The 19,858-nt window shown below is 71.9% G+C and carries 22 protein-coding genes; 8 read left to right on the forward strand and 14 right to left on the reverse strand.

The window, feature by feature from the left end:
- The first annotated feature begins 132 nt into the window (after positions 1-132).
- The 4 genes from ABZ725_RS10895 to ABZ725_RS10910 all read left to right on the forward strand — a co-directional run bounded on the left by ABZ725_RS10895 (position 133) and on the right by ABZ725_RS10910 (position 2,599).
- Complete coding sequence (locus ABZ725_RS10895) at positions 133-678, forward strand: MarR family transcriptional regulator (protein ID WP_358802373.1); 546 nt, start codon at positions 133-135, stop codon at positions 676-678.
- 77 nt (positions 679-755) lie between these two features.
- Positions 756-941 (forward strand): hypothetical protein, encoded by a 186-nt coding sequence (locus tag ABZ725_RS10900; RefSeq protein WP_358802374.1) that lies wholly within the window; start codon positions 756-758, stop codon positions 939-941.
- Between the two features lie 56 nt (positions 942-997).
- Entirely contained in the window at positions 998-1,570 is a 573-nt protein-coding gene (locus ABZ725_RS10905; RefSeq protein ID WP_358802375.1) for a hypothetical protein, read from the forward strand.
- Positions 1,571-1,858: 288 nt separating this feature from the next.
- Positions 1,859-2,599 (forward strand): SDR family oxidoreductase, encoded by a 741-nt coding sequence (locus ABZ725_RS10910; RefSeq protein WP_358802376.1) that lies wholly within the window; start codon positions 1,859-1,861, stop codon positions 2,597-2,599.
- Between the two features lie 23 nt (positions 2,600-2,622).
- Here the strand turns inward: ABZ725_RS10910 and ABZ725_RS10915 are convergent, their stop codons facing one another.
- The gene (locus tag ABZ725_RS10915; RefSeq protein ID WP_358802377.1) at positions 2,623-3,150 is read right to left on the reverse strand and encodes a hypothetical protein; all 528 of its coding nucleotides are present in this window, start codon (positions 3,148-3,150) and stop codon (positions 2,623-2,625) included.
- Positions 3,151-3,354: 204 nt separating this feature from the next.
- Between ABZ725_RS10915 and ABZ725_RS10920 the strand changes: the two genes are divergently transcribed.
- Positions 3,355-4,263 (forward strand): DMT family transporter, encoded by a 909-nt coding sequence (locus ABZ725_RS10920; protein WP_358802378.1) that lies wholly within the window; start codon positions 3,355-3,357, stop codon positions 4,261-4,263.
- Here the strand turns inward: ABZ725_RS10920 and ABZ725_RS10925 are convergent.
- The 9 genes from ABZ725_RS10925 to ABZ725_RS10965 form a co-directional block, all read right to left on the reverse strand.
- Positions 4,253-4,699 carry a GtrA family protein gene (locus tag ABZ725_RS10925; protein ID WP_358802379.1) on the reverse strand — a complete coding sequence of 149 codons (447 nt, stop codon included), beginning with the start codon at positions 4,697-4,699 and terminating at the stop codon, positions 4,253-4,255. The genes ABZ725_RS10920 and ABZ725_RS10925 overlap by 11 nt on opposite strands.
- 170 nt (positions 4,700-4,869) lie before the next feature.
- Positions 4,870-6,186, reverse strand: a complete 1,317-nt coding sequence (locus ABZ725_RS10930; protein WP_358802380.1) for a zinc ribbon domain-containing protein — start codon at positions 6,184-6,186, stop codon at positions 4,870-4,872.
- Positions 6,183-6,740, reverse strand: a complete 558-nt coding sequence (locus ABZ725_RS10935; protein ID WP_358802381.1) for a phage tail protein — start codon at positions 6,738-6,740, stop codon at positions 6,183-6,185. The genes ABZ725_RS10930 and ABZ725_RS10935 overlap by 4 nt, the downstream gene beginning before the upstream one ends.
- Positions 6,737-8,695 carry a putative baseplate assembly protein gene (locus ABZ725_RS10940; protein WP_358802382.1) on the reverse strand — a complete coding sequence of 653 codons (1,959 nt, stop codon included), beginning with the start codon at positions 8,693-8,695 and terminating at the stop codon, positions 6,737-6,739. The genes ABZ725_RS10935 and ABZ725_RS10940 overlap by 4 nt, the downstream gene beginning before the upstream one ends.
- Positions 8,695-9,138: a GPW/gp25 family protein gene (locus ABZ725_RS10945; RefSeq protein WP_351905984.1), complete on the reverse strand. Its 444-nt coding sequence runs from the start codon at positions 9,136-9,138 to the stop codon at positions 8,695-8,697. The genes ABZ725_RS10940 and ABZ725_RS10945 overlap by 1 nt, the downstream gene beginning before the upstream one ends.
- 43 nt (positions 9,139-9,181) lie before the next feature.
- Complete coding sequence (locus ABZ725_RS10950; RefSeq protein ID WP_358802383.1) at positions 9,182-11,092, reverse strand: VgrG-related protein; 1,911 nt, start codon at positions 11,090-11,092, stop codon at positions 9,182-9,184.
- Positions 11,092-11,817, reverse strand: coding sequence for a peptidase M23 (locus tag ABZ725_RS10955; RefSeq protein WP_351905990.1), 726 nt, complete (start codon positions 11,815-11,817; stop codon positions 11,092-11,094). Before ABZ725_RS10955 ends, ABZ725_RS10950 begins: the two co-directional genes overlap by 1 nt.
- A 66-nt stretch (positions 11,818-11,883) precedes the next feature.
- On the reverse strand, positions 11,884-12,309 hold the full coding sequence (locus tag ABZ725_RS10960; protein ID WP_358802384.1) for a phage tail protein: 426 nt from the start codon (positions 12,307-12,309) through the stop codon (positions 11,884-11,886).
- Positions 12,310-12,372: 63 nt separating this feature from the next.
- A complete protein-coding gene (locus ABZ725_RS10965) occupies positions 12,373-13,530 on the reverse strand; it encodes a hypothetical protein (RefSeq protein ID WP_358802385.1) in 1,158 nt (385 codons plus the stop codon).
- A 49-nt stretch (positions 13,531-13,579) separates the two neighbouring features.
- Here ABZ725_RS10965 and ABZ725_RS10970 point away from each other — a divergent pair, with 49 nt between their 5' ends.
- The 3 genes from ABZ725_RS10970 to ABZ725_RS10980 all read left to right on the forward strand — a co-directional run bounded on the left by ABZ725_RS10970 (position 13,580) and on the right by ABZ725_RS10980 (position 15,322).
- Positions 13,580-14,350, forward strand: coding sequence for a hypothetical protein (locus ABZ725_RS10970; RefSeq protein WP_358802386.1), 771 nt, complete (start codon positions 13,580-13,582; stop codon positions 14,348-14,350).
- A gap of 3 nt (positions 14,351-14,353) precedes the next feature.
- Positions 14,354-14,785, forward strand: coding sequence for a hypothetical protein (locus ABZ725_RS10975; RefSeq protein ID WP_358802387.1), 432 nt, complete (start codon positions 14,354-14,356; stop codon positions 14,783-14,785).
- Between the two features lie 105 nt (positions 14,786-14,890).
- Positions 14,891-15,322, forward strand: a complete 432-nt coding sequence (locus ABZ725_RS10980) for a hypothetical protein (RefSeq protein ID WP_358802388.1) — start codon at positions 14,891-14,893, stop codon at positions 15,320-15,322.
- A gap of 539 nt (positions 15,323-15,861) precedes the next feature.
- Here ABZ725_RS10980 and ABZ725_RS10985 read toward each other — a convergent pair.
- The 4 genes from ABZ725_RS10985 to ABZ725_RS11000 are packed head-to-tail and all read right to left on the reverse strand — an operon-like array spanning position 15,862 to position 18,637.
- Positions 15,862-16,020 carry a DUF6760 family protein gene (locus tag ABZ725_RS10985; protein ID WP_351906007.1) on the reverse strand — a complete coding sequence of 53 codons (159 nt, stop codon included), beginning with the start codon at positions 16,018-16,020 and terminating at the stop codon, positions 15,862-15,864.
- Positions 16,017-16,535, reverse strand: coding sequence for a hypothetical protein (locus tag ABZ725_RS10990; RefSeq protein WP_358802389.1), 519 nt, complete (start codon positions 16,533-16,535; stop codon positions 16,017-16,019). Before ABZ725_RS10990 ends, ABZ725_RS10985 begins: the two co-directional genes overlap by 4 nt.
- Positions 16,535-16,978, reverse strand: coding sequence for a phage tail protein (locus ABZ725_RS10995; protein WP_351906013.1), 444 nt, complete (start codon positions 16,976-16,978; stop codon positions 16,535-16,537). Before ABZ725_RS10995 ends, ABZ725_RS10990 begins: the two co-directional genes overlap by 1 nt.
- A 60-nt stretch (positions 16,979-17,038) precedes the next feature.
- On the reverse strand, positions 17,039-18,637 hold the full coding sequence (locus ABZ725_RS11000) for a phage tail sheath subtilisin-like domain-containing protein (RefSeq protein ID WP_358802390.1): 1,599 nt from the start codon (positions 18,635-18,637) through the stop codon (positions 17,039-17,041).
- Positions 18,638-19,858: the final 1,221 nt, after the last annotated feature.

Genomic DNA, 19,858 nt, shown 5'->3' on the forward strand with positions numbered 1-19,858 from the left:
CTCTTCATTGCTTAAGTTAGGCAACCAGATTGAGCTTACTTAAGTCAAGCAACGATCGATGGGCCGCACTGGCGGCGTGAGGCCGGAGCGGGGATCTTGCTTGAGTTTGGCAAGTATCTGTACTGTGGAGTAATGCCCACACCGCCACCCGCAGCACCGGTCTCCGCAGACGTGATCACGATCGAGCGCGCTCTGACCCGCATCACGTACCTCGCCGGTCGCGCTCGCCAGCACGAACGGCTGATGTCCCTCGTCGGACTCCCGCTGGACCGGGCCGCCGTGGCGATCCTGCGCCACCTGGCCACGGACGAGCTGCTGCGCCCCGGCGTGCTCGCCGTCCGCCTGTCCGTGGAGGCGTCCCATGTCACGCGTCAGCTCAGGCAACTGGAGAAGTCCGGCTTCGTGGTGCGCGTCCCCGACCCCGACGACCGTCGCGCCCAGCTCATCCGGCTCACGGAGGAGGGCCGAACGGCAGTGACACGAGTCCGCGACGCGGGCCTGCTGGGCATGCAGGCCGCCCTGGTCGAGTGGGCCCCGGAGGACCTCCACCACCTCGCAACCCTCTTCGACCGCATGGTCTCCGACTTCGTGGCCCAGGTGGAGATCCCGATGGACGGGGCGAGGGCAGCGGGGACGGGGACAGGGACGGAGACGGGGACGGGGACGGCGGGGGCGTGATCGGCGCATACGCCATTACCTTGGATAAAACCTCAACAGCCGTTGGTGCGGGAGTTGTTGGCGGTAACGTCGTCCGCATGAGCCACGAAGTGAGTATTGATCGCGCACCGGCGGCCGAGGGCGGCATTCAGATCACCGTCAGCCTTTCCTCCACCGTTCTGGCAAAACTCCACAAGGACGGTTCCTGGACCGAGAAGATCGGCGAGGGTCAGGTCACGGGCGACGGACCGGCCATCGCCCAGATCGAGTTCAAGGTCCCGTAAAGCCGACCGCCGGTAAATGCCGCGACGGATCTCCCGGGCCGTGTCAATGTGACGGCGTGACGGAGAACGCAACGGTGGACATATTCGCGCCCGGAAGCGGTGCTCGGGCCTACGGTCCCTATCCGTACCGGGTGCGCGGGCGAGTGCGCAGCGGAGTGGTCCTGTGGATCGCCGGGCGGGACGACGAACTCGACCGCGTACTCGCACTACCTGCGGAAACGGGTGCCGGCCCACAGGTGCCACTGTTCGTGACCGTCCGGCAGGCGCGGGCGTACGCGAGCCGACGAGGCCGGAGGCCGGACCCTTTCGAGCCGGGGGTGCTGGAGCTGGCCCGAGTCCAGCACTGGCTCGAGGATCCGGCCCGCCGAAAACTGCCACCGGGCGCGGTGCTGGAGGCATGGAACTTCTTCGAGGACCTCGCCCGAGGCCTCTACGCGCCCCACGAACTGCCCCACCAGGAAGAGCCGCACAACAGCGCCTACGAGAAACTGTTCGGAGGCGAGTCCGCGGAATGGACTCCCGCCGAGCAACGTGCGGTCCTGGAACTGCTCACGGCCGGCGTGCACCTGTGGAATTCCTGCCCGGTGACGGTGAACCCCCGCTCGGGGAACGCCTCCAGCTCGCGCTGAACCCTCGCCGCCGACAATGGGACCCTGGCTTGCGGGGGCCGGTCGGGGCGGTTCTCATGGTGTGGGGCGCGTTCTCGGTTCCGAGGAGCGGGGTCGGCGCGACCACGGTGCCTGCTGCAGAACCTGGGAAGCGTGCGTTCTGGGCTGCCAACCGTGCCACCGACCGCTGGAGGCGGAGATGGGCAGCGTGGAAGCGACACCCTCCGGGAGCGCCGGAACGCCTCCGGTGCAAGCCGGTGAGATGCGACTCGAAGTCGTGGTGTTGCCGGTCCGCAGGAGGAGTCGGCAGTGACAATCCCAGGGCGCGAGCCCGAGCTGCTCGGCCGGACCGTCGTTGTCATCGGCGGTAGCGCCGGCATCGGGCTGGAGACGGCCAGGCGTGCCCGGACCGAGGGTGCCGAACTCGTCCTTGTCGGCCGCGATCCCGGTCGGCTGGCGCGCGCGGCCGAAGAGCTCGGCACACAGCGCACCGAGGCGTTCGACGCAACCGATCCCGCGGCCTTGGCGACGTTCTTCCAGGACCTGCCGGACCCGATCGACCATGTGATGGTGACGGCCGGCGGCCCGAGCTACGGGCCGCTGCTCGCCATGAGCGCCGCAGACGTACGGGACGCGATCAGTGATCACGCGGTGCTGGAGCTCGAGGTCGCGCGCAACGCCGTCGGCCGGGTGAGACCCGGAGGCAGCCTGGTGTTCATGGGGGGCACCGGAGCACGGCGCGTCGGCCGAGGTCTCGGGGTCGCCTCCGCCGCCACCAACGCGCTGCCTCCGTTCACCGCGGCCCTCGCACTCGAACTCGCACCGGTACGCGTCAATCTCATCGCGGCCGGCTTCGTCGACACCCCGCTCTCGGCCTCGCTGCTGGGCGACCGGATCGAGGAACGCCGCGCCGAGCTGCGCGCGACGCTGCCGATCGGCCGCGTCGTCGGACCCGCGGACGTCGCGGCGCTGGCCGTCCACCTCATGGTCAACACGGCGTTGACCGGCGCGACATACGACATCGACGGCGGGCAGCAGTTCGTCTCATGACGAACGCACCGAGAATCCGTGATCTACAGCTGAACGGCAGGGTCAATCGCTCTTACCACATGACCATCTGAAATCCCTGCCGTGCATTTCCAGACTGCAGTCTCATGAAAATAATCTGTATGCAGACCGCGGCCGTGGTGATCGCAGACGGGCCAGACCATTTGATAGTGGCTCATGATAAATTCCTGCACTCCTTCCGCCATGACGCCCAAAACATCTCCCCAATCCGGCGTCGAGACCTCCGCGGACTTAATGCGAACCGTGCCGACCGGCCCCAATTCCGGGTCGTGCAGATAGTCGATGTAAGAAAACTCCTCCCCGGTGACCTTCTTCCCCGTCTCGCCCTCCGCCGACCTCCTGATTACCTCGAATGCTGTTCTCGCCATGGAGAAGGTTCGCGCGGTCCAGAGTTCGCGGAATTCCATTTCCGGTATTTCCCCGGATTTGCCATGCAGCTCGGACATCCACGCGAGTACTTCTTCCGGGATATTTTCGCCGTGCCGCCAGACCGCTCGCAGCATCCTGTCCTGCCAGTCCGAAAAATTCGACATCCTTCGAAGATAGCGGTCCAACCGGGTAGGGTCCTGATCATGAAGCCGTACTCCCTCGCAGTCCTGCCTCCGCCCGCCTTCTAGCGGGCGGCCCCACCGGATCTCCACTCCCTCCGAGCGTTCCTTGAAGGAGCCGCCGGAGCGGTGCCTGCTGCCCGCGTGCCGAGTCCACGCGCCGTCAGCGACCACCGACCGGAGTCATCCATGCGGGCTGCACCCTTACGTCCCCTGCTCTACATCTCCCTCGCTGCCACTTCCTGGGGCAGTGCCGGCGCCGCCGCCGCACTGCTCTACCGCACCAGTGGCCTCGGCCCGGTTGCGGTCTCCTGCTGGCGATTCGCCATCGGCGCCGTGCTGTTGCTCGCCGGACGCGCCTTCCTCGCACCGGCCGTCGGCAACGGGCGCGCCCGGCCGATCGCGCTGGTGGCGACCGGCGTCCTGATGGCGGTCTTCCAGACCGGGTACCTGGCCGCTGTCGCCTTCGCCGGCCTGTCCGTCGGCACGGCGGTCGCGCTGGGCGCCGGGCCGGTCTTCACCGCCCTGGGCGCACGGCTCGTCTTCAGCGAGCGGGTAGGCCGTCGTGGCGCGCTCATCATCCTGCTCGCCCTCTCCGGGCTCGCCCTGCTGGCCTTCGGCGCCGATGCCCGAGCGGGAGGCACCGAACCGCTGTGGGGATTCCTGTGCGCGCTCGCCTCGGCGGCAGGATCGGCCGCGATCAACCTGCTGACCCAGGCCGAAGCACGGCGCGGCCGGGCCGGGCAGCCCTACGACCGCGCGCTGGCCGGCTTTGCCGTCGGTGCGGTGTGCCTGCTGGTCACAGCGACGCCGTCCGGCGCGCTGTTGCCCGCCGACGGGGACGTCGCGACGTCGATCGCGTTGCTCGGATACCTGGGCGCGATCCCGACCGCGCTCGCCTACGCGCTGTTCTTCTCGGCGCTGATGGCGGTCCGCGCCACCACCGTCTCCGTGGTGATGATGCTCGAACCGGTCGCGGCGCTCTTCCTCGGCGTCACGCTGCTCGGTGAGCGGCTCACCCCTGCCACTGCCGCAGGCTCGGCCGTACTGCTGTGCGCGGTCATGCTCCTGGCGAAGCAGGAGAGTCTCACGCCGTGAGGGCGAGTGGGGTCCGGAGGCCGAGGGGGGTTGCGGGGGTGGGCGTGGGCGTGGGCGTGGGGGTTGCGAAGACCACCAGGCGGAGGAGCAGGAAGCGGGCGATGCCGGCCAGGGCCGAGGCCGAGAGGTAGACCGCCTGTTCGCTCAGCATGCTCGGGGACTGCTGGAGTGCGTGGAGGGTGAGGACCGCGATGCTCGTCGCCGCGTAGGCCGCTGCCGCCGAGCCCGCCGACTGCCAGTGCCGACGCCACCCCGCGCGGCCGGTGCGGAAGGTGTAGCGGGCGTGGAGCTCCGTGCAGAGGAGGGTGGACGCGATGGTGATCAGGGCGTTCGCCAGGGTCCAGGGCAGTTGGGTGGCCAGGGCCGGGACCGCCAGGCTGCAGAGGACTCCGGTGCCGCCGCCGAAGACGACGAAGCGGATGAAGGAGGCGAGCATGGCGAGGTCCTTCCGCAGGCAGCAGACGGCGGGTCAGTGGATCGGTTGCTTAACTTAGGCAACTATAAAGCTGTTGCTTGAGTTACGCAAGCAAGTTCTCGGCGTGAGAAAGCCGGCCGCGTTCCATCCCTGCGGCCGGCTGTCTCGGCTGGTCCCCGCCTACCTCGACGTCACGTCGAGTTCGCGCTCGACCTGCCGAAGAACTCGATCTCGGCTATCGCCACCTGCTTGTCCCCCGAGGCGAGGAACGACGACTCGATCGTGAAGCGGACCTTCGACACCTCGCCGACGCGGAACGAGCGCGGCTGGCCGCCCGCGCTCTGGTCGAGAGTGAGCTCGCGGGTCGTGATCGTGCCGTCCTTCAAGGTGATCGTCGCCTTGATGCGGTGCGGGAGGGCCGACTGGGTGAACTGGTCGGGGCGGGTCGTCGTGCCCGAGGTGATGACCACGTCCAGCAGCCGGATCGGCTGGTCGAAGCGGGCCTCGATCCACTCGCCCTCGCCCGACTCCGAGACGCCCGGGCCCCACCAGGTGTTGTTGATCCGGTCGAAGGCCAGCTCGGGCTTGTGCCCCGGGTAGGAGCGCGACGCCGCGTACGAGTCCGCGAAGACCGGGGCGCGCTTGGCGAAGTGGTCCTTCGTGGCCTGGATCGCGGCCGGCGTGTTCACCGCCGCCAGGATCACGAGCGTGAGGACGACCGCCGCCACCACCCACGTGACGATCCGGTCGAACGTACGGCGCAGACGCGGACGGTCGCCCGCCCAGGGGGCCTCGCCGTTGCGGTTGAACAGGCGACGCCACCAGGGGAGGCGCAGGGTGGAGCGGTCCTCCAGGGTCATCGGCATCGCGCAGCGCATGCAGTAGTGCCGGTCGGGGTTGTTCGGGGTCGCGCACCACGGGCAGGCGACGCCGTGCATCTCGCCCTGGACCGGGCCCGGGGCGCGGACCTGCGGCCGGTCCGCGATCGGCCTGCCCGGCAGGACCGGGGCGACCGACGGGGTCGGGTCGGGGCGGGGTTCCGTGTCGGCGACCGGGACGAGGAGGGAGCGGGCCCGGGCCGCCATCGCCTCGTCGTCGGCGGTGGGAGCCGCGGGAGCGGGGGGCGTGGGGGCGGGTTCGTGCGTCGCCTGAGCGGGAGCGGGCGCCGGCGTTGTGGTTTCTGCCGTGGGCTCTTCCGGGGGGATTACCGGGAGGGGAGTTTCCGTCGTGTCCTCGTCGTCCGAGTCATGGTCGGGGTCGGGGTCGTGGTCGTCACGGTTGTTCGGCGGGACCACTGTCGGCGGAGGCGTGGGCTCGGGGGCGGCCGGTGCCGGTGTCGGTGTCGCTGCCGGGGAGGACGACCCCGCGTCCGCGCCCGCCGTCGTACTCGCCCGTGCCGGGGTTCGGTCCGTCCGGTCCGTCCAGCTCAGCACGGCCCCGCAGGCGTCGCAGAACGACTGGCCGGGCTCGGCCCGCGTGCCGCACTCGGCGCAGTTCTGGGTGGTCATCTCTCCGGGGTCCTTTCGGCGGCGGTCACCTTGACCGTGTACGGCATGTGAGCGGGGCGGGCGGCGGCCACGAGGGCGTCCAGGCGGTGGGTGTCCGCGGGGTGCGGGTCGGGGAGGCGGAGCGTGACGTGGAGGTGCGGGCGGGGGGCGCCGGGGAACGGGCCGAGCGGGCGGGCCGTCCAGCTCGCGCCGCCGCTCTCGGAGATGTCCGGTGTCACGCCGAAGGCCAGCCGGACGGCCTCCGACAGGCCTCGGCGGGTGCCGCGCACCCGGTGCAGGTGGGCGGCGGCCGCGACCGCGGCCCGCAGCCGCTGTTCCGGTTCCGTGCCGTCCGTCTCCGCGCCCACCCAGCCCGTCAGCCAGCGGGTGAAGTCGACCGGGGCGAGGGCCGGGTCGAAGTAGGCGGGCAGACAGTCGAGGACGTTGAGGATGGGGGCCATGACCTCGTCCAGGCCCGCCACGAAGCGTTGCGCCAGGTCGTCGTCCGCGAAGACGGCCGGCAGCATCGCGCCGAGGGGGGTGGACGAGCCGAGGCCGTCGATCGAGCCCCTCATGCGCCGTCCCCGATCACTCGGACCCGGTGGTCGTAGGAGAAGACGAGGGCCGGGGCGGCCAGGTCGATGCGGTCGGTCGCCTCGCCGCGCTTGCCCGTCAGGGGGTCGGCGGGGTGGAGCATGACCTGGTCGACCAGTTCGACGCCCGGGACGCGTTGCAGGACCGCGAAGATCTCGCCCGCCTGCACCGGGCGGCCGAACGGCCAGCCCTTGCCGTCCGCGCCGCCGGTCAGCGGGTCGATGTGCCGGTACAGGGCGTCGTGCGCCTGGCGGCGGACGCGGTCGGTGTCGACGCCCCGGAAGGCATGGACCGTCGCGACGACCGTCACGCCCTGGTAGTACGGAGGGCCCACCGCCAACCTCGTGCCGATCAGGCGGCGTTCGTCGAGATGGCGGGTGATGCGGTCCAACAGGGAGTCGCCGGGGACCAGTTGCTCGAAGCGCAGTCGGCCGCCGGGGTCCGGGACCGCCTGCGGGACCACCAGCACCCGTACGGCGTAGGAGCCGTGCTCGTCCGGCTCGCCCTCCAGGCAGGTGATGCGGGCCGTCTCCGGGGCCGCGCGGCGCGCCAACTCCTCGTAGTCGCGCAGGGTCACCGCCCGCTCCTGGGCGCGGAGCGTGATCGGGGCCCGGAGTTTCGCCTCCTCCACCGTCTCCCCGTCGACGCCGCCGCGCGCGGCCTCGCGGTTGACGACCTCCGAGACGTACGGGACGGAGGTGCGCAGCACCTGGACCGTGCCCCGGGCCACGTTGCCGGCCCGGCCGCCGCCCGTGCGGTAGCGGCGGGCGCGGATGACCGAGCCCTTGGGGGCGACGGCCCCGTACTGGCGGAGCCGGCCGTCGGGTTCGCGGACGGCCGGGCCGAAGGCGATCTCGCCGGTGGCCGCGTCGAGGGTGATGTGCCGGTCCTCCGGTCCGGAGGCGGCGAAGTGGGGGACCACCTGCCAGTCGATCCAGCCCTCGTGCTCGGCGGTCTGGAGGAGGAGCGGCGGGTCGTCGCCGACCACGGGGGTGTGGACGAGGGCCAGGCGCTGGCCGGGCAGGCCCGTCGACTCGCCGAGGGCCTCGTCCTCGACCGTCTCGGCGTGCACGGCGGGGGCGGTGCCGCCGACCGTGAAGACCTCGGCGGAGCGCACGGTCGGGGAGGTGGTGTAGAAGGGCTGGGCGGGGAGGGGCTCGGTGACGCGGCAGCGCAGCCAGCCCGCCTCCTGGCCGCCCGAGCGGGACAGCACATGTCCGCCGGGGATGTGCAGGACGACCTCGCCGGGGCGGTTGAGGCCGCCGGTGCCGTCGCGGTCGATCTCGCACTCCTGCCAGCCGTCCTCCGTCCAGGCCTCCCAGACGAGCGGGGGCTGGCGCGGGTCGACGCCGACGCCGTCGACGCGGCTGTCCAGCTCCAGGGCCACCGCGCAGTGCGGGACGGCGGCGCTCAGGCCGAACAGCATGCAGTCGCCGGGCTGCGGAGCCTCCGAGAAGCAGAGCAGGTCCTTGCCCTCGGTCAGGTCGGTGGTCCGGTCGGTGACGGGCTCGCCCCGGTGCTGCACGACGAGGTGTTTCAACCAGGAGGGGACGACGACGAGTTCGCGTTCCGTCGCGAACACGACCGCCTCCTCGCTCTCCGTGCGGACCGTCGCCACCTCCGTGCCCACCGGCAGCAGGACCGGCTCCTCCTGCGGCGCGGACAGCCAGAACGTCACCTCCGTGCGCGCGGCGGACGGCGGGAAGAGCCGGATGCCGACCAGGTCCAGGAAGGCCAGATGGTTCTTCTCGGGGACGCGGTTGAGGCGGTAGACGATCTGGTCGGCCATGTGGGCGACCGTCTCGACGAGGGTCACGCCCGGGTCGGAGACGTTGTGGTCGGTCCACTCCGGTGCGCGCTGCTGGATGTAGCGCTTGGCGTCGTCGACGAACTGCTGGAAGCGGCGGTCGTCCAGGTTCGGGGAGGGCAGGGCCATCAGCGGTCGCTTTCGGAAGCCGTACCGGAGGAGCCGGGGAGATCCGGCTCGTCGTGGGACGGAATGACGTAGAACGGGAAGACGAGACTGCGCGGGTTGTTGGTGCCGCGGATCGAGTAGCGGACGTCGATGAAGAGCACGCCCTGTTCGGCGCCGGCCGTGACCTCGACGTCGTTGACCTCGATGCGCGGCTCCCAGCGGTCCAGGCAGGTGTACACCTCGTGCTGGATCCGGCCGGCCGTCGCCTCGTTGACCGGGGCGAAGACCAGGTCATGGATGGCGCAGCCGTACTCCGGGCGCATCGGGCGCTCGCCCGGGGCGGTGGCGAGGATCAGCCGGATGGCCTCCTCGATCTCGCGTTCGCCGCTGACCATGGCGATGCCACCGGTGGGGCCGATGCGCAGCGGGAACGCCCAGCCCGATCCGACGAATTGCTCGGCCATCAGACGGCCACCTGCCTTCTTCTCTTTTCGGTGATGCGGGCCGTCATGGCAGCGGGTACGGCTTGCTGTTGACCATCACCACGCCCTGGAGCATGAGGGTCGCGGCCCTGATGCCGACGTTGGCGGTGGCGTTGACCTGGACGGTGCCGAGCGAGCTGACCATCGCGGCGCCGGCCGACTTCAGGCTGAGCAGCCCGGCCGAGTCCACCGACAGCACGCCCGTCAGCGACTTGACGTTGACCGAGCTGCCCCGGATGGTCAGCAGGGCGCCGCTCTTGATGGTGAGGTTGCGGCGCGCGCTGAGCGTGAGGTCGGTGCCGGCCTCGACGGACACCGCCCGGCTGCCCTTGATGCTGACCGTGCCCTTGCTGTCGATGGTGATCTCGGTCTTCGTCCGGTCCAGGTTGATGACGAGCCGGTCGTCGCCGGAGGTGACCCGGACGCCCTGCTTGCGGCCGCCGGTGGTCTGGCTGAGCAGGTCGACGCGGTTGCCGTCGCGGTCGGAGAGGGTGTGCCGGACGGCGCGCCGCCGGGCCCCGTCGTGCAGCGGCACGTCCTTGACCGGGGTCGGCTTGTCCTTGCCGTTGTAGAGGCCGCCGATGACGTACGGATGGTCGAGGGCGCCCCGGTCGAAGCCGACCAGCACCTCGTCGCCGACGTCGAGCGGGAAGATGGAGCCGCCGGCCTTGCCGCCCCACTGCACGACCCGCGTCCAGTCGCTGATGTAGAGGTCGTCGAGCCAGGGGAACTGGAGCTTCACCCTGCCCTGCTTGAGCGGGTCCTGGACGTCCGTGACGAGCGCGTTGGTCGTGCCGGGGAGGTTCAGGCCGCTCGCCGCGCCGCCTCCCCCGCCTCCGGAGGTCAGGCCGAACAGCGACCGCCACTGCCGTCCGCTGACGGTGACCCAGGCCTCGTAGTGCTTGCCGTCGCCGAACACGTGCCGTACGGAGGTCGCGGTGTACTTGCCCTCGAAGGGGGCGCCGACGTCCGCGAGCGTGACGGGCAGGCCCGGGCGGAGCTTCGGGGTGCCGCGCGCGATGACCTCCAGCTCGGCGAACGAGCCGGTGACGTCGTCGGCGAGCGCCTCGGCGGCGAACTTCACCTCCGACTGCCGGTCGTACGGCGTCTGCGCGTCGACCAGCTTGGCCGGCTTGAACTTGGCGGAGGCCTCGCCGGGGGTCGTCCCGATGCTGATGCCGGGGTTGGTCTTCGCGGGCGCGGTCGCGGTGAGCTTCTTCTTCGTCGTGACGTCCCAGCCGCGCGCCTCGACGGTGCCGACCTGCTCGGCGGCGGTGACGGCGGCCCGCAGCCGCAGGATGTCGGTGCCCGCCTCCATGACGAAGGGGCTCTTCTCGCCGGGGGTGGAGGTGGGCGGCGCGCCCGAGGCCGGGTCGGGCTTGAGGAACTGGAACTTCCCCTTGGAGTCGACCGACATGACCATCTCGTTCTCGTCGGCGAGCCGGGCGAGGAAGTCCCAGTCGGTGACGTTGGCCTGGCTGATGAACTCGTAGACGGTCTTGGTCGACTGGATCTTCCCGACGGGCACGCCTGCCTGCGCGGCCAGCTTGCGGGCGATGTCCGAGGCGCTCTGGTTGCGGTACGCGGCGACCCGGCGCTGGCGCATCAGCCGGTGGCCGAAGTCGTAGCCCCGGATGACGGTGAAGGTGCCGGTGCCGTCGTAGTCCGCCTCCATGCCGCAGACCTCGCCCGTGAGGAGCGGGTCGGCCGCGCCCTTGCCGTCCGCGATCGGCGCGAGGATCACCGGGGTGCCGAACCTGACGCCCAGTTTGCCGAGGACCTGGCGGTACGGGTCGCGGAACGTCAGCCGGAAGGCGGCCGGCACCCCGAGACCCTGGTCCACCCAGCCCTCGACGAGCAGCGGCGCGAAGTCGACGGGGAGCGGACGGCCGCCCAGCGTGACCTGGATGACGCTGGAGAACGCGGACTGGACCACTAGTAGCGCACCTCCTCTGCGGCCGGCATGACGAGCTCGATGCCGGTCGGCAGTCGGGAGGGGTCGTCGATGCCGTTGACCTCGGCGATCGACCGCCAGGCGGACGCGTCGCCGTACTCGCGCCAGGCGAGCGACTGGAGCGAGTCGCCGGCGACGACGCGGTGCACGCGCTGGGCCGTGAGAGCGCCCGAGGTCGGGTTCTGGCCCTTCGTCTTGCTCGGGATCTCGTGCAGATGCACCTGTGCCGTGGCACGGATCGGGACGCCGGTCGTGCCGAACAGCGAGTACGTGACGTCGATGCTGCTCACGTAGGCGGTGAAGCGGGCCGTCGAGAACGAACCCCACTGGAACACCACCCACGGCGGTGAGGGCTGCTTGGCGGCGATGCTCTTCGTCGTCACCTCACAGCACTCCAGCAGCGACTCGACCTTCTTCAGGACGGTGTTGCTGCCGGGCTGGTCGGAGGAGTCGAGGAAGATCTCCACGGTCATCTGGCGCGGTTCCGGACCCATGAACTCCGGTACGGAGCCGTCGCGGACGGCCGCGGTCGGCGTGACCTTCCACTGGGCCTTGCGGCCGAGCTGCAGCTGCGACGGGTTGAAGTCGAACCCGAACGACTTGATCAGCCCGCCGGGCGTCGTGCTGGTGCCCACCGGCGGTTCGTGGATCGCGAGGGTGGCACGGACCAGGCTCTTGCCGGCACCGCCTTTGCTTCCCTTGGCCATGGCCTGTCACTCCCTGCCTTGTGCTGGTCGTCGTGCTCGCTGTGCTCGCTGTGGTCGTCCTGGTGGTCAGTCGGTGAAGCCGTGGTGGGTGATCTCCAGGACCTCCGTCGCCACGCCCGGGCTGTCCGGGTTGAGCGACGGCCCCTGCCAGCTGACCGGCAGCACGTCGATCAGGCCCCACCGGGCGACCTCCGAACCGTCCGCGCGCAGGGCCGCGATCTGGGCGGTCGGCCGGGTCACCCCGGTGGTCACCGAGGAGATCCACTTGGCGACCTTGGTGGTGTCCGGGGTGAGCGGCCGGGTCAGCCGGATGTTGGAGAACGTCACACGGGACGGCAGCGCCCAGACGAAGCCGTTGTTCCCGCCCTCCTGGCGGTGCTCGATCTCCACCTGGGACGAGAGTCCCTCACACCCGTTGAAGTAACCGAGGCTCTCGCCGTCGATGGTCAGGGTGAAGAAGATCGTGGAGCCCGGGTCGAGATCGGAGGGCATCGGAGCCGCCTGGCCTTTCTGGGAGTGCGGAGGGGAAGTGGGGCGGGAGGGGCGTCTGTCGGGTCAGCGGCGGGGGTCGCGGAGCCTGCCGATCCGTTCGCGGTCGAGTCGCAGTTCGGTGCGCAGGAGCCGGGTGATGCGACCGGTCAGACGGTGCGTCAGCTCGTCGAGCTGGAAGTCGGTGAGCGAGCGGGGGTCGAACCCCGGGTGCGGCTCGGCGTGCGCCGGGCTTGCGGAGTTCGAGGAGCTCTGGGCGCCGCCGGAACCGGGAGGCGGGCCGGCGGTGGCGGGGCGGGGGGTCTTCGGCACCCCGGCGGGCGGCGCGGCGGGGGCGGCCGGGAGGGTGGGGGCGACTGCGGCACGCCGCTGGATCGTGGGGGGAGTGGGGGCAGTGGGGGCAGTGGGTTGCGTGGACGGGCGGGGTGTGGCGGGGAGATGGGCGCCCGGGGGGAGCGGTGCGATGCCCGGGAGAGGGGTTGTGGGGGCGGCGGTCGCGACCGAGGGCGTGGGGTACGGGCGGGCCACGGGGAGGCCTGCGGGTGCGCCGGGTGTGGGGCGGCGGAGTGGTACGGGCGCTGCGGTGGCCGCGCGACGCTGCACGACGGCGGGTGAGGAAGGGGATCCCGGGGACTTGGCGGTTGTCGTCGTCGGGCGGACTGCGCGGGTGACGGAGCGGAGAGGGGCAGTCGTGAGGGAAGTGGCGGGAGAGGTGGCGGGGGAAGTGGTGGGGGAAACGAGGGTGGCTGGTGTCGCCGGGGCGGGCAGCGGCAGCGGCAGTGACGGCGGCAGCGGCAGCGCGGTGGGCAGCGGCAGGGCGACGGGGGCGGCTGGTGCGGCAGGGGAGGCGGAAGCGGGCCGCGGGAGTCGAGGGGCCGTGGGTGTTGCGGTGGCGCGTTGTACGACGGGGGGCGTGGGGGACGTCGTCGTACGGGGGGCGTCGGCCTGGCGCGCGACGGGGGTGGCGCTCGGCGCGGCGAGCGGCCTGGCGTCGGCGGGGCGGGCGGGGAGGGGGCTGCCCAGTGCGGGGCGCGCGGGCGCGGGGCGGGAGGGCTGCACGGGAGGCGTCGGTGCCGCCGCGGCGCGCTGTACGGGGGCGCCGAGGGGGGTGTAGCGCTGGAGCGGGGGGAGCGGCTCCGTCCGTGAACTCGGGGTGCCGGGGGTGGACGCGGGGCCGGCGAGGTTCGCGGGGGGCGTCGCGGTGGTCGTACGGGGTGCGGGCACCGGGGCGTTGGCGGGTGTCGTCGGACGCGGTCGGTCCGGGGGGAGGCTCGTGGGGGCGCCGAGGCCTGCGCGACGTCGGGGGGCGGCCGCGCTGGGACCGACCGCCCGCTGGACGCTCGTCGCGGACGACGGCGGCGCGGAACCGGTGTCGGCGGCAGGGGAGTTGGCGGCCGGGCGAGTGGGGGGCGGCGGCGTCGAACCGCTCGCGGCGACGGGTCGGGTGGGGGCGACCGGGCCGACGGGGGCGGGCGGAGTGGGCGCGCTGGGTGCGGTCGCTGCGCGCTGCACGTTTGAGGACGGGGTCGAGGACGAGGTCGAGGACGGGGGCGCACCGGGGGCGGGGGCGGAGGCGGAGCTGGTCGCCGGTGCCGTCCGCTGTACGGACGGGGACGACGTCCGACCGGCGTCGCTGGAGGCCGGGCCCGAGGCCGCACGCGGGGCTGAGGCCGGGCTCGAGGTCGGGCCGGGTGCCGGTGCCGTCCGCTGTACGGCGGGGGTCGAGACCGGGTGCGAGGTCGGGCCCGAAGTCGGACGGGGTGCCGTCGTTGCGCGTTGCACGGCCGGGGGCGAGGTGCGACCGCCGTCGGTGGAGGCAGGGGTGGCGGCAGGGGCCGGGGCAGGTGGTGTTGCCGCGCGTTGCACGGCGGGGGGCGACGTCCGACCGCCGTCGCCCGAGGGCGAGTTGAGGCCAGCGGCCGAGGCGGGCGGTGCCGTCGCCGGGGTGGCGTCAGCGCCGCGCGCGGGAACGGGGCCGGAAGCGCGGGCGGCCGACGACCCGGTGCGGGTGTCGGCGGGGGCGGGGCGGCTGCTCACGGGGTGAGGTGTGATCGCGGTGGGAGTCGGTGGCGGGCTGCTCGGGGGCGACGATGCCGTCCGCCCCGTGACGGCCCGCTGCACGCTGGGCGCGGTGCTCGTCGCGGGGGATCCCGCGGAGGCGACGGGCGGAGTCGGCGCCGTTCTCGACGTCCCCGGAGACGGTGAACTTCCCGGCGAGGGAGGCGCGGGAGGCGAGGCAGCCGTGGTCGCCGTGGTCGCCGTTGTCGTAGGGAACGGCCGGGCGGGACCGGTCGGCACGGCGGGCGTGATGGGCGTAGCGGGCGTGCCACCGGCTACCGGCGAGGGGCCGGCGTCACCCGCGACCGGTACCAGTACCGGTACCGGTGCCGCACGCTGCACCCGGACCGGGTCCGGACCGGGCGTCGTCGGACGGGAGCCGTCGGGCACGGCCTGCTCATGGCGCGGTACCGCCCGCTGAATCCCAACCGGCTGCCCGCCGGACGCCGGGGCCGGGGACGGCGTGCCGCCCGCCCTCGCGGCTGTCGGTCCCGCTGAGGTGGACGAGGTCGAAGGAGCCGAAGAGGTGGGAGAGGTCGGAGAGGTGGGTGGGGCCGAGGGGGCCGGTCGCGGGCCCGGCGCGGGTTCCTTGGCCGGCGGGGTGCCTCCGGCCTCGGTGGCCGTGCCCCGGCCGGAAGCCTGCGCGGAGCCGGTGGAGGCGGACGTCGACGCGGGTGCGGGCGTCGGCCGGGCGGGCAGCGTACGGCGCTGCACCGGTGCCGACGTGGACCTGGTCAACGGGGCCGAGGCCGGTGCCGTCGCCGGGCCGGGGCTCGCCGGGGACACCCGGATGCCCCGCGTCGGGAAGGCGGCGGGAGCGGGAGTCGCAGGCGTCGTCGATCGTGCCGTCACCACAGGCACGGTCGGCGCGGCGGAGGCGACCGGAGCAGGAGTCGAAACTGGAGCCGAAACTGGAGCCGGAGCCGGAGCCGGAGCCGGAGCAGGAACCGAGGCCTGAGGCGTCGGAACCGAGGCCGCCGTCGGGTACGCGGGAGCCCCCTGCACGGACGGCGGCACCGGTATCCCGACCGAAGGAGTCGGCGGAGCCGAAGGAGTTGCAGGAACCGCCCGCTGCAGAGGCGTGGCCCGAGGCGGCGCGGCCATCCGCTGGGGTTGTTCGACCGGTGGAGCGACCCGCAGGCTGCTCATCCGGCCGCCCGGCCCCGAGTCCAGGACCGCGGGGGAGCCGGTGGCGGTGAAGGAAGGGTTCTGCCAGGTGGCCAGTCGGCCGCCGAAACCGGCGTCGGCGACCCCCGACGTGCCCCCGGCCGCCGTCCGCTGGATGGGCGGCAGCGACGACCACGCGGCCGTCACGACACGCGGCGCCGAGGTCGGAGCCGGGGCCGAGGCCGGAGTCGGCGTCGATGCCGATGTCGTGTCCGTCCGGCCGCCCGCCGTGGCCGGCGTTGTCGGCGTCACCGACGGCGTACCCGAGCCGTCTGCGCGCCCCTCGCGGGCCCCGCGTCCGCCCCGTAGCCGTTCCAGGAACCCCATGCCTCAGCCCTCCGCCCCGCCCCGGGTCACCAGGGACGCGATCTGGTCGGCGTAACGGCGCCGGTCGTGGTGTTCCAGGTCCAGGATCTCGTCCTGGCTCCAGTGGAAGTGGTAGGCGACGTACGCGATCTCCTCGTGCATCCGGTCGGTCGCGTACGTCACGATTCCCCCAGGCGGCTCCCGCCGAGTTCCACCTCGAAGGGTTCCGAGCAGTGGGGGCACTGCACCGAGGCGCGGGTGTGCCCCTCGGCGTTGATCTGGCGGTAGAAGTCCTGGAGGAACGCCAGGTCGGAGGCGAACATGCTCTCCACGACGCCGTCGTGGACCAGCGGCAGGCTGCCGAGCCGGGTGATGACCCGGCCCAGCAGCACCACCGACAGATACGCCGGGTTCTCCTGGACGCGGATGTCGCGGAGCGGGACGAGTTCGTCCCGCGCCGTCGCCAGCCGCATCACGCCGTCGCGGTGGACCGTGCCCGCGTCGTCGACGTAACCGCGCGGCAGTTCGAAGGGGAACTCCGTCTGGAGCCGGTACGCCACCTGGGCGGGAGCCGGAGCCGGAGCAGATGCGGGAGCCGCCTGCCCCGCGAAGGTGGACTCGGGCACGGCGGTCGCGGGCGGGAGCGCCTCATGCGGCTCCCCGCTCGCCGCCGCCGCCCGGACAGCCGTACGCCGCATTACTCGATGACCAGTTCTTCGAACGTGATCGTCACGGTCTCGGTCAGCGCGGAGGCCTCGCCGGCCTTCACCGAGCTGGTGTCGATCTTGCTGCACCAGGCGTTGCGCATGTTGTACCGCTTGACCGGGTTGTTCTGGTAGTCCATCACCATGATCGTGGCGTTCTTGCGGGCGGTGCCCATCACGCCGTTGATCGACTCGGTGATCCACTGGTTGAACGCCGCGGACTGGGTCATACCGCGCACGACCGTGCAGGTGCCCGCCTTCTTCACGCCGGGCAGCTTCTTGGTGACCGGCTTGCCCTGCGCGGAGACCTGCTGGTACTCGATGACGTCCTGTTCGATGCTGAGGCCGCTGACCTCGGCGAGGTACTCGACCATCACGCCGTCGATCTGCAGGCCGAAATTGTGTGAAGTAAGGGCGTCACCCGGCTGGAGACTCATCTGGCTTTCCTTCTAAGTGATCTGAGGGAGTTGCGGAGAGGGATACGGAGCTGGGGAGGCCTACTCCTCCAACTCACCGCTCCCGCTGGAGAACTGGGCCAGCCGGAAGATCACGAACTCGGCGGGCTTGACCGGCGCGATGCCGATCTCGCAGATGACGCGGCCGAGGTCGACCGACTCCGGCGGGTTGGACTCCTCGTCACACTTGACGTAGTACGCCTCTTCGGGGCGGGCGCCGAAGAGGGCGCCCGAGCGCCACTCGTTCACGAGGAACGCGGAGACGTTGCGCCGGATCCGGGCCCACAGGGCGTGGTCGTTCGGCTCGAACACCACCCACTGGGTGCCGATCAGGATCGACTCCTCCAGGTAGTTGAAGTACCGGCGGACGTTCAGGTAGCGCCAGGCCGGGTCGGAGGAGAGGGTGCGGGCGCCCCAGATGCGGATGCCCCGGCCCGGGAACGCCCGGATGCAGTTCACGCCGATCGGGTTGAGCAGGTCCTGCTCGCCGCGGGTGATCTGGATCTCCAGGTCCACCGCGCCGCGCACGACCTCGTTCGCGGGGGCCTTGTGGACGCCGCGCTCGGAGTCGTTGCGGGCCCACACGCCGGCCACATGACCGCTCGGCGGGATCAGCCGGGCCTGGCCGGAGGCCGGGTCGAAGGACTTGATCCAGGGGTAGTACAGGGCCGCGTACTTGGAGTCGTAGCCGGCCGTCTCCTGGCGCCAGACGCGAATCTGGCGGGCGTTCAGGCTCGGCGGCGGGTCGATGATCGCGACGCGGTCGCCCATCAGCTCGCAGTGCGCGATCAGGCCCAGCTGCACGGCCTTGACCTGCTCCAGGTCGATCGCGCCGCGCTGGTAGGCGGCCATCAGGTCGGGCACCGCGACCATGGACACCTCGTCGACGGCCTCCAGGCCGCCGAAGCCGGTGCGGTCGGAGCTGTCGCCCAGGTACTGCGCGGGGCCGACGGAGGCGATGTCGTCGGGGGCGCCGCCCGGGACGGCGGGGGCCGAGGCGGACGGCGCGGCCAGCGCGACCGTCTGGTTCTCGGGGCGGGCCAGCTGTGCGGCCGGCGCGGCCTCGGCCACGGCGATGAGCTTGGAGCGCTCCTTGACCTGGGTGACGACGTAGGAGCGGTTGCCCTTCTTCGCCGACACGTCGAACGTCTCGACGGCCTTGTCGCCGTCCTTGACGATCAGCTTGAAGCGCTCGGCGGGGCCTTCGCCCTCCGCGTCCGCGACCTCGACGCTCAGCGGGCCGCCGCTCGCGCCGGCCGCGAGGGCCGTCACGGTGAACGTGCCGAGCTGCTTCGGCTCACCGGCCGGCAGCGCCGCCTGGGCAGCGGAACCGCCCACCGCGGCAGGGGACTTGGCGTCGCCGCTCGCGCCCGCCGCGGTGCCGCCGACGCGCACGACGTACGCCGCCGAACCGCCGTTGTTGAAGAAGCCGTAGACGGAGTGCGCCAGGTAGTAGCCGTCGGTGAAGTCACCGAACGCCGCCACGTACTGGGTCCAGTTGGTCACCAGGGTCGGCTCGTTCAGGGGGCCGGTCGGGGCGAGCCCGACGAAGGCCGCCACCGAGGTGCCCACCCCCTCGATCGGGCGGGAGCCGCTGGCCACCTCCTCGACGTATACGCCGGGCGACAGGTAGGACGGCATGCTGTGCTCTCCTCGGGGTACGCGTCAGGACTCTTTCACCGTCACGCGCGAAGCGCGGCCCCCGAAACGGCCTCCGGTGCACAGCTGCGGGCAGACCCGGTGGCCGCGAGGGCAAACCGGATCCCCGACGTCCGTGCGCGGGTCGGCGGGTCAGGCGCGGCGCACCCGCACGGTCAGCGGGTTCACGAAGTCGCCGGCGCCGCCCGCGTACTGCTTGTCGTGGAAGGTCTCGCCCACCTGGGAGCCGTAGAGACGGAAGAACCACTTGCCCTTCCACGCCGTCTGGTCGATGCCGAGGGCCTGGTACTCCGCCATCGCCTTGGCGCGGGTGGTGTGGGCGATCTTCTGGAGCATCTCGATGATCCGCTCGCTCTCCATGGTGCTCTTGGGCTCCTGGGGCGTGTACCTGTTGAAGATCGACTTGGTCTTCTCCCGGTAGGTGTCGAGCAGCTTGCTCTCCAGGTCCTTCAGCGCCTTCTGGGCGTTCTGGTTGCGGGTGTAGTTCTCCAGCGTCACCCAGTCCGCGCCGTTGAGACTGCGCGCCACGACCCCGGCGAAGTGGTAGTTCCACACGTCGACATGGCTGCGGTCGGTGGAGTTCTGTCCCGGGGCCGCCGTCGCGAAGTCGATCTTGTCGTCGTGGCCGATGGAGAGGGTGGCGAAGCCCTCGCCCACCTCGGGCCGGGCGTGCCGGTTGATGCCCATGTTCAGCGCCGCCGCGTCCGCCTGGGCGGGGTGTTCGCGCAGCATGGTGCCGTAGTCGCGGGCCACGTCCCGTTCGCCGCGGCCGCCCGGGTTGTTGGCGGTCCCCGCGGCGTTCGCGGCGTTCGTCGCGTTCGTGGTCCCGCCGAAGGCCGCGGTGTGGGTGAGGTGGTCGGCCAGGGGAACGCCCACGTTCTGGCCCCACGGGGCCGTGCCGCCGTTGCCCGCCATGACCAGCTGCATCTGGTAGCTGCCGACGACCTGCCGCGCCACGTCGATGCACTGCACCTTGATCAGGTCGGCGAAGCCGCCGGCCATCTGCTGGGTGGCGGTGTTCGCCGTGACCGGGGTGACCTTGGTCAGGGTCCCGCCCGGGGTCCTGATCTGTGCTCCGGCCTGGACGAGCGTGTACTGGCTGCCCGCCTGCGCCAGCTGGGCGACCGCCTGCTGGAAGACGGTGTCCGTCGCGTAGAACTCCTTCGGCTCCCGGTCGGTGTCGTGGACGGCGAGCGTGCCGTC

It is taken from the genome of Streptomyces sp. NPDC006872 (assembly GCF_040635845.1).
Lineage (GTDB): Bacteria > Actinomycetota > Actinomycetes > Streptomycetales > Streptomycetaceae > Streptomyces.

Excerpts from the sequence above, each read along its gene's own strand:
- ABZ725_RS10895 (WP_358802373.1), top strand. The coding sequence starts at position 133 with ATGCCCACACCGCCACCCGCAGCACCGGTCTCCGCAGACGTGATCACG.
- ABZ725_RS10900 (WP_358802374.1), top strand. The coding sequence starts at position 756 with ATGAGCCACGAAGTGAGTATTGATCGCGCACCGGCGGCCGAGGGCGGC.
- ABZ725_RS10915 (WP_358802377.1), bottom strand. The coding sequence starts at position 3,150 with ATGTCGAATTTTTCGGACTGGCAGGACAGGATGCTGCGAGCGGTCTGG.
- ABZ725_RS10920 (WP_358802378.1), top strand. The coding sequence starts at position 3,355 with ATGCGGGCTGCACCCTTACGTCCCCTGCTCTACATCTCCCTCGCTGCC.
- ABZ725_RS10925 (WP_358802379.1), bottom strand. The coding sequence starts at position 4,699 with ATGCTCGCCTCCTTCATCCGCTTCGTCGTCTTCGGCGGCGGCACCGGA.
- ABZ725_RS10930 (WP_358802380.1), bottom strand. The coding sequence starts at position 6,186 with ATGACCACCCAGAACTGCGCCGAGTGCGGCACGCGGGCCGAGCCCGGC.
- ABZ725_RS10935 (WP_358802381.1), bottom strand. The coding sequence starts at position 6,740 with ATGAGGGGCTCGATCGACGGCCTCGGCTCGTCCACCCCCCTCGGCGCG.
- ABZ725_RS10940 (WP_358802382.1), bottom strand. The coding sequence starts at position 8,695 with ATGGCCCTGCCCTCCCCGAACCTGGACGACCGCCGCTTCCAGCAGTTC.
- ABZ725_RS10945 (WP_351905984.1), bottom strand. The coding sequence starts at position 9,138 with ATGGCCGAGCAATTCGTCGGATCGGGCTGGGCGTTCCCGCTGCGCATC.
- ABZ725_RS10955 (WP_351905990.1), bottom strand. The coding sequence starts at position 11,817 with ATGGCCAAGGGAAGCAAAGGCGGTGCCGGCAAGAGCCTGGTCCGTGCC.
- ABZ725_RS10960 (WP_358802384.1), bottom strand. The coding sequence starts at position 12,309 with ATGCCCTCCGATCTCGACCCGGGCTCCACGATCTTCTTCACCCTGACC.
- ABZ725_RS10990 (WP_358802389.1), bottom strand. The coding sequence starts at position 16,535 with ATGCGGCGTACGGCTGTCCGGGCGGCGGCGGCGAGCGGGGAGCCGCAT.
- ABZ725_RS10995 (WP_351906013.1), bottom strand. The coding sequence starts at position 16,978 with ATGAGTCTCCAGCCGGGTGACGCCCTTACTTCACACAATTTCGGCCTG.
- ABZ725_RS11000 (WP_358802390.1), bottom strand. The coding sequence starts at position 18,637 with ATGCCGTCCTACCTGTCGCCCGGCGTATACGTCGAGGAGGTGGCCAGC.